Source organism: Micromonospora sp. M51 (genome assembly GCF_018070305.1).
GTDB lineage: Bacteria > Actinomycetota > Actinomycetes > Mycobacteriales > Micromonosporaceae > Micromonospora > Micromonospora parva.
The window spans coordinates 1-12,272 of sequence record NZ_JAGPXZ010000100.1 but is presented as its reverse complement, the minus strand read 5'-3'; the positions used below and the strand labels follow the sequence as shown (position 1 = coordinate 12,272).

The 12,272-nt window shown below is 70.6% G+C and carries 10 protein-coding genes and 1 pseudogene; 6 read left to right on the top strand and 5 right to left on the bottom strand.

The genetic code is table 11. The annotated features are described in order from the left end of the window. Positions 1-681: molybdopterin-dependent oxidoreductase (locus tag KBX53_RS08305; RefSeq protein ID WP_210858420.1), on the top strand; the 681-nt coding region annotated here is incomplete at its 5' end. Positions 682-1,131: 450 nt separating this feature from the next. On the opposite strand, the gene KBX53_RS08300 is transcribed toward KBX53_RS08305, so the two are convergent. Together KBX53_RS08300 and KBX53_RS08295 are read right to left on the bottom strand one after the other, a co-directional pair. After that, positions 1,132-1,698 (bottom strand): hypothetical protein, encoded by a 567-nt coding sequence (locus KBX53_RS08300; RefSeq protein WP_210858418.1) that lies wholly within the window; start codon positions 1,696-1,698, stop codon positions 1,132-1,134. Positions 1,699-2,686: 988 nt separating this feature from the next. Further along, entirely contained in the window at positions 2,687-3,070 is a 384-nt protein-coding gene (locus KBX53_RS08295; protein WP_210858416.1) for a WhiB family transcriptional regulator, read from the bottom strand. A gap of 253 nt (positions 3,071-3,323) precedes the next feature. Between KBX53_RS08295 and KBX53_RS08290 the strand changes: the two genes are divergently transcribed. Further along, positions 3,324-4,139 carry a response regulator transcription factor gene (locus KBX53_RS08290; protein ID WP_030337861.1) on the top strand — a complete coding sequence of 272 codons (816 nt, stop codon included), beginning with the start codon at positions 3,324-3,326 and terminating at the stop codon, positions 4,137-4,139. 93 nt (positions 4,140-4,232) lie between these two features. Here KBX53_RS08290 and KBX53_RS08285 read toward each other — a convergent pair whose 3' ends face one another. Further along, positions 4,233-4,652: a DUF5319 domain-containing protein gene (locus tag KBX53_RS08285; RefSeq protein ID WP_030337860.1), complete on the bottom strand. Its 420-nt coding sequence runs from the start codon at positions 4,650-4,652 to the stop codon at positions 4,233-4,235. Positions 4,653-4,838: 186 nt separating this feature from the next. Between KBX53_RS08285 and guaB the strand changes: the two genes are divergently transcribed. Further along, on the top strand, positions 4,839-6,401 hold the full coding sequence (gene guaB, locus KBX53_RS08280) for an IMP dehydrogenase (protein ID WP_030337859.1): 1,563 nt from the start codon (positions 4,839-4,841) through the stop codon (positions 6,399-6,401). Between the two features lie 30 nt (positions 6,402-6,431). Further along, entirely contained in the window at positions 6,432-7,550 is a 1,119-nt protein-coding gene (locus KBX53_RS08275) for a GuaB3 family IMP dehydrogenase-related protein (protein WP_030337858.1), read from the top strand. Positions 7,551-7,611: 61 nt separating this feature from the next. On the opposite strand, the gene KBX53_RS08270 is transcribed toward KBX53_RS08275, so the two are convergent. Further along, entirely contained in the window at positions 7,612-8,721 is a 1,110-nt protein-coding gene (locus KBX53_RS08270) for a sugar phosphate isomerase/epimerase (RefSeq protein ID WP_210858415.1), read from the bottom strand. 185 nt (positions 8,722-8,906) lie between these two features. On the opposite strand from KBX53_RS08270, the gene KBX53_RS08265 reads away from it, so the two are divergent. Together KBX53_RS08265 and KBX53_RS08260 are read left to right on the top strand one after the other, a co-directional pair. After that, positions 8,907-10,313, top strand: coding sequence for a M1 family metallopeptidase (locus tag KBX53_RS08265; RefSeq protein ID WP_210858414.1), 1,407 nt, complete (start codon positions 8,907-8,909; stop codon positions 10,311-10,313). Positions 10,314-10,423: 110 nt separating this feature from the next. Continuing rightward, complete coding sequence (locus tag KBX53_RS08260; RefSeq protein WP_210858413.1) at positions 10,424-11,881, top strand: M1 family metallopeptidase; 1,458 nt, start codon at positions 10,424-10,426, stop codon at positions 11,879-11,881. A 7-nt stretch (positions 11,882-11,888) separates the two neighbouring features. Here KBX53_RS08260 and KBX53_RS08255 read toward each other — a convergent pair. Further along, positions 11,889-12,272 (bottom strand): annotated as a pseudogene (locus tag KBX53_RS08255) (LytR family transcriptional regulator); the annotation flags it as partial.

Sequence of the window (12,272 nt, the reverse complement as noted above, 5' to 3'; positions counted from 1 at the left end):
GGCGGGGACCTGATCGGCAATGCCCGCTGGCTCGGCGTACCCCTGCGGGAACTGCTGGACGAGGTCGAACCCGACGACGACGCCGACCAGGTCGTCGGCCGGTCTGTCGACGGCTGGACCTGCGGCACCCCCACCGCCGCACTGCGCGACGGACGGGACGCGCTGCTGGCCGTCGGAATGAACGGCGAGCCGCTGCCGGTCGAGCACGGCTTCCCGGTCCGGATGGTGGTGCCGGGCCTCTACGGCTACGTGTCGGCCTGCAAATGGGTGACCGAACTTGAGCTGACCCGGTTCGCCGACTTCGACGCGTACTGGGTGCCGCGCGGATGGTCCCGCGAGGGGCCGATCAAGACCCAGTCGCGGATCGACACGCCCCGCAGACGCAACCGGCTGACCGCCGGGCCGGTGACCGTCGCCGGGGTGGCCTGGGCGCAGCACCGAGGCATCCGCCGAGTCGAGGTACGCGTCGACGACGGCCAGTGGCAGGAGGCCACGCTGGCCCCCACCGTGTCGGTGGACACCTGGGTCCAGTGGTCCTGGCGCTGGGACGCCACACCGGGCGAACACCGGCTCCAGGTCCGAGCGACAGACGCGACCGGTGAAACCCAAACCGACCGCACCCAGGGCGTCGTCCCGGACGGCGCCACCGGCTGGCATACCGTCACCGTCACCGTCCGCTGACCCCGACGCACCACCGCCCCTCCGGTCGACAGCGGGGAGGGGTCCCCGACCTGACTGCGGGGTCCGTGGGTGATCTACCGCGGCTGCCTACCGACCTAACTTGCGGGTCCCGTGCCTGTCCTTCGGCGCGGCCGGCGGCTGATGGACCGCCGACGCGCGGACCCGTACGTGCAGATCTTGGACAGTTTCCGTTCTGCGCTAACGGAAACTGTCCAAGATCTGTAAACGAACGCCGCTTGATGACGCCATCCGCCTCCGCCGAGGAGCCCTTCAGCGCGACATCTCCCGTTGCGGCCCGCTGCGGCGGTCGGTGGTCGGCGTCCCGGGGGCGGGCGGTCCCGTGCGGGCCGGCGGCAACGCAAACGCCGCTGGCCGGCACCCCGGGTTGCGGGTGCCGGCCAGCGGTCGGTGGTCTCACGGTTCTACCGTGCGGTGGCGCGGTGGTGCGGGTCAGCTGTTCCAGTGCTGGGCGACGAGGTCGGTGGCCTGCTGCTCCCACTGGGCGTAGGCGTCCGGGTAGGCCGAGACCTGCACGGTCTGCGCGGCGTCGGTCAGGGGCATGTCCTGCCACCCGTCGACCTGCTTGAGGCCCTTGAGGAACGCGGTCGTGGAGTACTCGGGGTCGGTGATCTGCTCCGGGGTGCCCCAACCCGAGCTCGGGCGCTGCTGGAACAGGCCCAGCGAGTCGTGGTCGTTCTTGTCGCCCAGGTGGCCCAGGTTCTCCAGCTTGGACTCCTGCAGGCTCGTCGCGATCGAGATCACCGCGGCGCGCTCGGGCAGGCCGGCCTTCTTCGTGGCGGCGATGATCGCCTTGACGTTGGCGCTCTGCTCGTCGTTGAGGGTGATGTGCGACTGCTCGCCCTGCGGCTTCGCCGCCTGCACCGCCACCGCTGCGGCGGCGGGCTTGGCGTCCACGGCCGGGGTGGCGGCGTGGGCGGCGATCGGGCCGGCGAACACACCACCGGCGAACGCGAGACCAGCAACGGACAGCATGCTCTTACGGAAGATCGTGTTCATGGGGGTAGCTCCTTCGGGGGTAAGAACACCCACACGTCGGGGGGACGCACGGGTGTGAGCACCTCGTCCGGCGCTGCACATAACAAGGGGAAAGTTTGGGGGGTGACGCCTCTAGAGGCGTCGGTCGGCGACTTCACGGGCGCGGGGCTCATGGCGCCGGGGTCCAGGTGTAACGACCGGGGGGCCGGGGTCATTCCGGGGGTGGCCCAACCTGTCGGCACCCAGGTGGAGGCGATGCCTGCGGTCGATCGTCGGGATCACAACGACCGGGGGGCCGGGGTCATTCCGGGCTGGCCCAACCTGTCGGCACCCAGATGACGGCGGTGCCTGCGGTCGATCGTGGGGACCATAACGACCGGGTGGCGGGGGGCATTCCACCCTGCCGGACCTCAGATCCCGCACCCGTGAAGACCGGGCGGCGGGAGGTGCTGCTGCGATCGTCAGGGTGTGTAACGACCCCCGCCCGGCCATGATTCCGGCCCACCGGTGAGACCGGTAACCAGGCAAAAGCCCCAAACCGTGCATAGCCTAACGGTACGTCACCCTGCAACGGCCCAGACCGGACAAATCTCCCCTGAGATCATCCCCCGCCGGCTGGTCCCGTGCGCACCAGGGCTTGATCCACTCGTCTTCAATGAAATCGGGGTGTCCGGGCGAGCGGGACGGCCCGACATCAAGGACCTCGTGTTGATCATGGCCGTAATGAGGTCGGCATCGAGCGCGATGGTCGCGGGTTTGTCAGCCGGCCTGAAGCCGTGCAGACCTCGCGAAGCCACCCGAGCCCGTAACGCGACGCATACCTCCCGAAGCCACGCGAGCCCGCAACGCGGCGCGGACCCTGCGAAGCCACGCAAGCCCGGCAAGGCCGCGCAGACCTGCCGAGCTGCGTAGGCGGCGCGCCGCGCAGGCCGGGTTAGACCCGCGCGCAACCGCGCGAACCGCGCCTCCAGGTCGGGGGCGCGGTTCGCGGATGTTGGGGACGGTCGGGTCAGGCGACCTTGCGTTGGTCCGGGACCGTCGACTTGTGCGGGCGGCCCAGGCGGGCTTCCAGTCGCGCGACGTCGACTCGGGCGTGCCGGCGGTCTGCGAGGTCCTCCCAGCCGACGGCGAGCAGTCGGAGACGCTCCGACTCGCTGAAGCCGCCCCACACGCCGTACGGCTCGCGCACTGACAGTGCGTGGGCGGCGCACTCGGCGCGTACGGGGCAGGTGCGGCAGACCGCCTTGGCGGAGGATTCGCGGCGCAGCCGGGACGAGCCTCGTTCACCGTCGGGGTGGAAGAACTGCGCGCTGTCGCGTCCTCGGCAGGCACCGAGTCGCTGCCAGTCCCAGAGATCGACGATGGGTCCGGGCAGTCTACGTACGTTCGACATCAGCACCCCTCCTCCCGCGCGGCTCCGCGAGAATCCTTGATGGCCGGCGTCCGGGCGGCGGGCCGCGCAGGCGCACCGTTCCCGGCCTGGATCTCCGGTACCCGGGCTTTCGTCAACTCACACGTCTGTGATCGAAAACCTCCGGGAAATTGCGGCTTTCGCCCTATCTGTCGGAAAAGTTCGAACGATTGCCCGGAACCACCTCCCCAGCCGACCGCGTCATGGTCTGCTCGTTGGCGGAGAGGAGACCACAGTGCGTACCGTCCTTGTGTGCGTTCGGACACCGCTCGCGGCCCAGCACCTTACTTCTGCTGCCGCGCGGCTGGGGTTGTCCGCGATCGTTCGTACCGCCGTCTCTGATCCCGAGGTGATGCTGCGGCTGGCGGAGCGGCCGGCCGACGTGGTGTTGGCGGACACCGCCCTCACCCGGCCGGACAGCGCCGGCTTCGTCCGCCGGGTGTTGGCGCGGGCCCCGCAGGCAGCGGTGCTGCTGCTCGGCACCGAGGAGTCCGAGGCTGCGGCGGCCACCATCAGTGCCGGCGCCCGGGGGCTCATCCAGAATGTCGACCACGACCTGACCAGCGCGGTGGCGAAGGCCCTACTGCTGCTCACCGCGCCCGGTCGAGCCTCCCGGCAGCGAAGCACCGATCCGGCCCGCGACGCGGCGGCGGTGGGTGGTTCCGGTCGCTCCGGGCCGGCGCCGCGCGGTTCCGGTGAGCCCGGTTGGACGGCGACGGCCGCTGACGGGTCGGCCGGTCTGGCGTCGGTGCCGGTGCAGCGGGGCGACGACGAGGCGGAGGCGGGGACCGGTGAGCCGGCGGCGCAGACCGACCCGGGCCGTCCCGTCCCGAACGCGCGACCCAGTCGGGCGTCCATCGGCCTCACCGAGCGTGAGCTTCAGGTGCTGCTGGGCATGGCCGAGGGCAAGAGCAACGCGGAGATCGGCCGGGAGCTGTTCGTGTCGGAGGACACCGTCAAGACGCACGCCCGCCGGTTGTTCCGCAAGCTCGGTGCCCGGGACCGGGCGCACGCGGTGGCGGCGGGGTTCCGCGCCGGTCTGGTGGCCTGACGTCCGCGCAGCGCCGCCGCAGGGCGCGCCGCGCGGAAGCGGGGCACGCCCGCACGGCACCCGAGAGCAGGGGTACGCCGCGCGGCGGTGTCGTCACTTGGTGGCGGTCGGGGCGCCCGGCTCGTCCTCGGTGCCCTCGGACAGGGTGTCGTGCACCCCGTCGGCGTACCCCCGGGCGTAGTCCCAGGTCACATAGTGATCCGGGTCGGGGTCGTACGCGGGCTCGTGCACCCGGGGTCGGCCGGAGTTGAGCAGGTGCCGCAGGTTGCCGCGGAGCAGGTCCCAGTCGAAGTAGTGCGGCTCCCGGCAGTCCTCGCATTCGATCACCAGCCCGCGGACCCCGATCGGGGCCAGCAGCGCCTGGTAGATCTCCAGGTCGGCGAGGTCCTCCAGCACATCCTGCCGCTCGACGTCGGTCAGCGGATCCGGCGTCGCGTCATCGCCCGGGTCATCCAGACCCGCTGTCGGATCGGCCGGGTCGCCATTGAACGGGTCGATGGGCTCGTCGTGCACCCCCTCACCGTAGACCCAACGCGGCGCGAACGTCCGCCCCCCGGCCTCCGCGCCGGGCCGGCCTGCCACGGACGGGTCGCCCAGCTCACTGGGTACGATGAAGCGACGTGCCGGCACCGTGGCGCGCTCCGGTGCCCGCCCGCGCCACCTCGCTGAAGCCCATCCGAGCAGCTCAGGGGAGCAATCGTGGAAAATTCGCCCAGCACCGATCTTCCGGCCGGCGTCGAGCACGCCGACCTGGGCGGCCACCTGCCTGAGCTGCCGGCCGGCTCCGCCCGGGTGGTTCCGCTCGGTCTGACCTTCGACGACGTGCTGCTCCAGCCGGGCGAGTCGGACGTGGTGCCCAGCCGGGTCAACACCCGGACGAAGCTCACCCGCAACATCGAGTTGTCCATTCCGCTGCTGTCCAGCGCCATGGACACGGTGACCGAGGCCCGGATGGCGATCGCCATGGCCCGCCAGGGCGGCATCGGTGTGTTGCACCGCAACCTCTCCATGGAGGACCAGGCCCTCCAGGTCGACCTGGTCAAGCGCTCCGAGTCCGGCATGATCACCAACCCGGTGACCGCCAGCCCGGACGACACGCTGCGCGAGGTCGACGAGCTGTGCGGGCGGTACCGCATCTCGGGCGTTCCGGTGGTGGACGGCGACGGCCAGCTGGTGGGCATCGTCACCAACCGGGACATGCGTTTCGTCTCCGAGCCGAACACCCCGGTCCGCGAGATCATGACCCGCACTCCGTTGATCACGGCCCGGGTCGGGGTGAGCAAGGACGACGCTCTGGCCCTGCTGCGTCAGCACAAGGTCGAGAAGCTGCCGATCGTCGACGACTCGGGCCGACTGCGCGGCCTGATCACGGTGAAGGACTTCACCAAGAGCGAGCAGTATCCGGACGCCAGCAAGGACGACGCCGGTCGTCTGCGGGTCGCCGCCGCCATCGGTGTCGGTGAGGACGCCTACAAGCGGGCCCGTGCCCTGGTCGACGCGGGCGTGGACGTGCTGATCGTGGACACCGCGCACGGTCACCAGCGGGCCGTGCTGGACATGGTCCGCCGGCTCAAGGCCGACGTGGCGGTCGACGTCATGGGCGGCAACGTGGCCACGTACGCCGGCGCGAAGGCGCTCGTCGACGCCGGCGCCGACGGCGTCAAGGTGGGTGTGGGGCCGGGCGCGATCTGCACCACCCGGATCGTCGCCGGGGTCGGCGTGCCGCAGGTGACCGCGATCATGGAGGCGGCCCGGGCCGCCCGCCCGGCCGGCGTGCCGGTGATCGGCGACGGCGGCATTCAATATTCCGGTGACATCGCCAAGGCCCTGGTCGCCGGCGCCGACACGGTGATGCTCGGCAGCCTGCTGGCCGGCTGCGAGGAGAGCCCCGGCGAGCTGATCTTCGTCAATGGCAAGCAGTTCAAGACGTACCGCGGGATGGGGTCGCTCGGCGCGATGCAGTCCCGGGGTCAGGCCAAGTCGTACAGCAAGGACCGCTACTTCCAGCAGGACGTGCTCAGCGACGACAAGCTGGTCCCGGAGGGCGTGGAGGGCCAGGTGCCCTACCGGGGGCCGCTCTCCCGGGTGGCCCACCAGCTGGTCGGCGGTCTGCGACTGGCCATGGGGTACGCCGGTGCGGAGAACATCCCCGATCTGCACCGCCGGGGCCAGCTCATCCGGATCACCGCGGCCGGCCTGAAGGAGAGCCACCCGCACGACATCCAGATGACCGTCGAGGCGCCCAACTACCACACCCGCTGACCCACCACCCCCAACCACCTGGAGTCCCCCATGCGTGACGTGGTCGAGATCGGGCTGGGCAAGACCGCGCAGCGCGGCTACCACCTGGACGACATCGCCATCGTGCCGAGCCGCCGCACCCGGGACGTCGACGACGTGTCGACGTCCTGGCAGCTCGACGCGTACCCGTTCGGCATTCCGTGCGTCGGCCACCCCTCCGACGCCACCATGAGCCCGTCCTCGGCGGTGCGTCTCGGTCAGCTCGGCGGCCTCGGCGTGCTCAACGTGGAGGGGCTCTGGACCCGCTACGAGAACCCGACGAAGGTGCTGGACGAGCTGGCCGGCCTCGACGAGGACGCCCGCGCCACCAAGCGGCTCCAAGAGGTGTACGCGGAGCCGATCCGCCCGGACCTGATCGCGGAGCGGGTCCGTGAGCTGCGCGCCGGTGGCGGCACGGTGGCGGTGCGGGTCTCCCCGCAGCACACCCTGGCGCTGGCGCCGGTGATCCTGGACGCCGGTGTGGACATCCTGGTCATCCAGGGCACCATCGTCTCGGCCGAGCACGTGTCGACCACTGACGAGCCGCTGAACCTCAAGGAGTTCATCGCCGACCTCGACCTGCCGGTGATCGTCGGTGGCTGCACCGACTACAAGACGGCGCTGCACCTGATGCGCACCGGCGCGGCCGGGGTGATCGTGGGCATCGGTGGTGACGAGTGGTCGACCACCGAGTCGGTGCTGGGCATCCGGGTGCCGATGGCCACCGCGATCGCCGACGCCGCGGCGGCCCGCCGTGACTACCTGGACGAGACCGGCGGCCGGTACGTGCACCTGATCGCCGACGGTGACATCCAGACCTCGGGTGACATCGCCAAGGCGCTCGGCTGCGGCGCTGACGCGGTGATGCTCGGTGAGCCGCTGTCGCTGTGCGAGGAGGCCCCCGCCGGTGGTGCCTGGTGGCACTCGGCGGCGAGTCACCCGTCGCTGCCCCGGGGTGCCTTCGAGGTTTCCGGTGAGCCGCTCGGGTCGATGGAGCAGTTGCTCTTCGGGCCGGCCGACGAGGCCGACGGTCAGTTGAACCTGTTCGGCGGGCTGCGTCGGGCGATGGCCAAGTGTGGTTACCGCGACCTGAAGGAGTTCCAGAAGGTCGGTCTGGTCCTCGACCGCTGACCGCTCCTGACGTCCGAAGGCCGGCCCGCACGGGCCGGCCTTCGTCGTGTTCAGCCGGCTGTCACTTCTCCAGGTAGATGGTCAGGTCGGACATGTTGCGGTAGCTGGTCGCCGCGAAGTCGAGCGACTGGCCCTTGTTGTCAGCGCCGCCGGGAGCGGTGTCCATCTCCCAGTTGGCGTGGTGGAAGTTGCGCTCGCCGATGGTCTGGAAGAACTGCTGGAAGTTGAGGTCGCCGTCGCCCAGCGGGGTCATCTGGTACCCGTTGGGGACGCTGGTATCCCGGTCGCCGTCCTTGGCGTGGAAGAGCGGGAACCGGGTGGTCCGGTCGGCCACGGTGAGGATCGGGTCGAACAGGTCGGTCACCTCCTGGCCGGCCGGGTTGATGTACTTCTGGTGCTTGTAGCGGGCCACGTAGGCCCAGTAGATGTCCAGCTCGAAGAAGACGTACCGCGGGTCGGTGATCTCGAAGAAGTACTCCAGGCGGCGGATGCCGGAGGACCGGGTCTGCCGGCCCTGCGCGTCGCGCGGGCCCCGGTCGATCAGGAAGCTGTACGCGGCGTCGTGGTTGTGCGTGTAGAGCCGCATGCCCCGGGCCTTGGCCTGCCGGCCCAGCTCGTTCCAGATGTCCGCGGCGGCGTCCCACTCGGCCTTGTACGCGCTGTTGGTCGGGTCGCTGCCGGTGCCGATGTTCTTCATGCCGAGTTCCTCGGCGATGTCCAGTTGTTGCTGGAAGGTGGCCGGCTGGATCGTGGCGTGGGTGCCGTTGGCCACCAGGCCGTTGTCGTCGAGGATCTTGCGGATCTCGGCGGGGGTGATCTGCCGGCCCAGGATCTCGGTGCTCTGGGTGTAGCCGGCGAACTCGATCTCCTTGTAACCGATTTCGGCGAGTCGGGCGAGGACGCGCTCGAAGCCGTACGGGACTCCGCTGTCGTCGGGCGCGGCGGTGATCCGGTCGCGGACGCTGTAGAGGATGATGCCGCGGTTCTTCGCCGGGATCAGCGGTTCGACCCGCAGCTTGCTCTTGGGGTTAGCGAGCGCGGGGGTGCCGGTGGCCAGGACGGGCAGGCCGGCCGCGCCGATCGCGGCGGCGGCGCCGGCGGACGCGGCGAGCAGGGACCGACGGCTGAGTCGGCCGGTGGGGGTGGCGTCGGGGGCGGTGTGGTCGGGCATGGTTCCACCTTTCGCGACGGTGGTCGGGAACAGACACTAACGTCGGTCTAAGTCGAAAGAAAGGTTCGATCGACGTCGTCTTTTGTTTGATTCAACGAAAGTTACTGATGATCGTCGATACCGGCCGCGCGGCCCGCGATGCTGGCTAGGCTCGGCCTGAGCGGAGTGCCGCAGGAGGAGTGCACATGGTCCTGACCGGACGGAGACTGCGGGTCGCCGCCGCGCTGACCTGCGTCCTCGGGCTGGTCGCGGCCGGCTGTACGGGCAATGAGCGCGACGGCTTCCGGCCCGGCGCGGCCGACGTCGGCGACCCGTACGTGCCGGGGCGCGGCAACGGCGGCTACGACGTCGCGCACTACGGCCTCGACGTCCGCTACGACCCGTCGACCGACCGGCTGACCGGGAAGGCCGTCATCACCGCCACCGCCACCCAGGACCTGTCCCGGTTCAACCTGGACCTGGCCGGCCTGGAGGTCGGCGCGGTCAGCGTGGGCGACGCGGCGGCCGAGTACCGGCGCGGCGACGGCGAACTGGTGGTGACGCCCCGCGACGGCGTACCGCGGGGGCGGCAGTTCACCGTGACCGTCGACTACGCGGGCGTACCGACTGCCGTCGACGACGGGGCATTGGGCAGCGGCGGTTTCCTGCACACCAGCGACGGCGCGGTGGCGCTCGGCCAACCCCACTCGGCCGCCACCTGGTTCCCGGTCAACGACCACCCTTCGGACAAGGCCACCTACGAGCTGGCGGTGACCGTCCCGGACGGCCTGGCCGCGCTGAGCAACGGCGTGCCGCTGCCGAGGAGCAGCGCCGACGGGTGGACCACCTGGCGGTGGTCGGAGCGCACCCCGATGGCCAGCTACCTGAGCACCCTCGTGATCGGTGACTACCGGGTGGTGACCGGCACGCACGCCGGCCGGCCGATGGTGACGGCGGTGGCCGCGAGCCTGCCGGCGACTGGTGGGGCGGCCACCTCGCTGGCCCGCACCGGCGCGATCGCCGACTTCCTGGCCAGCCGCTTCGGCCCGTACCCGTTCGACTCGTACGGGGGGATCGTGATCGCCGACGACCGGGTCGGGTACGCCCTGGAGACCCAGTCCCGACCGGTCTACGGGCCGGCCTTCTTCGCCGACGACCGGCCGAACCCGAGCGTCGTCGCACACGAGCTGGCGCACCAGTGGTTCGGCGACAGCGTGTCACTGACCAGGTGGGGTGACATCTGGCTCAACGAGGGTTTCGCCAGCTACGCCGAGTGGCTGTGGGAGGAGCACGACGGCGGCCGGACCGCCCAGCGCAACTTCGAAATGCAGTACGCGGCGACCGACTGGAGGCAGCCGTCGGTCGAGCCGGGCCGGGAGCAGATGTTCGGCACTGCCGTCTACAAGCGGGGTGCGCTCGCCGTGCACGCGTTGCGCCGCACCGTCGGTGACGACCTCTTCTTCCGCATCCTGCGCACCTGGACCGCCGAGCGGGCGGGAGGCAACGCGACCACCGCGGACCTCGTCTCGCTGGCCGAGCGGGTCGCGCAGCGGCAACTGCGCCCGCTTTTCGACGCCTGGCTGGTGGGTGGGTCGGCCCCCACACTGCCGTGACCCGGCCCGGCCGCCCGGTCGATATGCTGCCGCCGGTGAACGGCGGGTAGGCGCCCGTTCGTGCGGAGCGGCGGAGGCCGTGACCGGCCACCGTGCGGAGAGGGTGTGGGATGCGGGGGACGCGGCACAGACTGCGGACGGGTGCCGCTCTGGTGGTGACCGGTGCGCTGGCACTGTCCGGATGCGACTCGACGGGCCCGGAGACGGCACCGTCACCGAGCACGTCCTCCACCACGGCGCGGACGTTCACGGCGGGTGCCGACGGGGTCGGCGACCCCTACTTCCCGACCTACGGCAACGGCGGCTACGACGTCGGCCGGTACACCGTGAAGGTGCGCTACGACCCGGCCAAGGACCAGTTGACGGGTACGACCACGGTGCGGGCCACCGCGACCACCGACCTGTCGACGTTCAACCTCGACCTGGCCGGCCTGACCGTCAGCGCGGTCACCGTGGACGGCGCACCGGCGACGCACAGCCGCAAGCGCAACGAGCTGGTGATCAAGCCGGCGTCCGGCCTGATCAACGGCAACGGGTTCGTCGTCGAGATCACCTACGCCGGCAAGCCGAAGCCGTTGAAGAACGAGACGCTCGGTGACGGCGGCTTCCTGCACACCGCCGACGGTGCCATCGCGCTGGGTCAGCCCGAATCGGCCAGCACCTGGTTCCCGGTCAACGACCACCCGTCGGACAAGGCGGCCTACGACTTCGAGGTCACCGTTCCGGACGGGCTGACCGCGATCAGCAACGGCGTTCCCGGCGGGAAGGTCAGCTCGGGCGGTTGGACCACCTGGAAGTGGTCGGAGAAGTCGCCGATGGCCAGCTATCTGAGCACGCTGGTGATCGGCAAGTTCCGGATCACCACCGGTGAGCACAAGGGCCGCCCGGTCTACAACGCTGTCACCACCAACCTGGCCAAGGGGAGCGCCGACGCGTCGATCGCCCGGACCGTGGAAGTGGCCGACTACCTGGAGAGCGTGTTCGGGCCGTACCCGTTCGACGCGTACGGCGGTGTGGTGATCTCCGACAGCCGGATCTCCTACGCCCTGGAGACGCAGAGCCGACCGGTGTACGCGGCGAGCTTCTTCCGGCAGGGCGAGAACACCGAGGTCGTCGCCCACGAGTTGGCCCACCAGTGGTTCGGCGACAGCGTCGCGTTGGCCAAGTGGGAGGACATCTGGCTCAACGAGGGCTTCGCGACGTACGCGGAGTGGCTCTGGGCGGAGCACACCGACGAGTACACCGCCAAGGAGGCGTTCGACACCCGCTACGTCGAGATGTCCGCGCAGGTGTGGCAGACACCGCCGGGCAAGCCGGGTGCGGAGAAGCTGTTCAGCGAGTCGGTCTACCAGCGCGGCGGGATGACGGTGCACGCCCTGCGGGTGGCCGTGGGCGACGAGGCGTTCTTCGAGATCGTCAAGACCTGGGCGGCGGAGAAGCGCGACGGCACCGCCACCACCGCCGAGTTCGTGGCCCTCGCCGAGCGGGTCTCCGGCAAGAAGCTCGACGCGCTCTTCGACGCCTGGCTGTACGGCACCAAGAAGCCCGCCCCGCCCAAGCGGCTCTGAGCGCCGGTCAGTTCTTGACGACCAGCTTGGGGTGGGCGTCCAGGTACGCGTCGGCGCGACCGGCGCGCAGTTCGGTGAGGAACGTGCGGCCCTCGGCGGTCAGCTGCTCACCCCGGTAGGCGCTGCCCTTGCCGACACCGGAACCGGGCAGCCCGACCAGCGTGAAACGGTTCTCCGGCAGGCCACTGAGGGCGTACGCGATGTCGACGATCCGGCGTCCGCCGACGTAGACCAACGTGTCACCCAGCGCGGAGACAACCTTGTCGACGCGCTCCGGTTGCTTGGCCAGGCCCTCGTCCAGGATCTTGCGGGTCATCGCCCGGATCAGCTGCTGCTGGTGACGCTGCCGGGCGTAGTCGCCGCCGGTGATGTAGCGCTGCCGCGCGTAGTC

Excerpts from the sequence above, each read along its gene's own strand:
- KBX53_RS08300 (WP_210858418.1), bottom strand. The coding sequence starts at position 1,698 with ATGAACACGATCTTCCGTAAGAGCATGCTGTCCGTTGCTGGTCTCGCG.
- KBX53_RS08270 (WP_210858415.1), bottom strand. The coding sequence starts at position 8,721 with ATGCCCGACCACACCGCCCCCGACGCCACCCCCACCGGCCGACTCAGC.
- KBX53_RS08275 (WP_030337858.1), top strand. The coding sequence starts at position 6,432 with ATGCGTGACGTGGTCGAGATCGGGCTGGGCAAGACCGCGCAGCGCGGC.
- KBX53_RS08260 (WP_210858413.1), top strand. The coding sequence starts at position 10,424 with ATGCGGGGGACGCGGCACAGACTGCGGACGGGTGCCGCTCTGGTGGTG.
- KBX53_RS08295 (WP_210858416.1), bottom strand. The coding sequence starts at position 3,070 with ATGTCGAACGTACGTAGACTGCCCGGACCCATCGTCGATCTCTGGGAC.
- KBX53_RS08265 (WP_210858414.1), top strand. The coding sequence starts at position 8,907 with ATGGTCCTGACCGGACGGAGACTGCGGGTCGCCGCCGCGCTGACCTGC.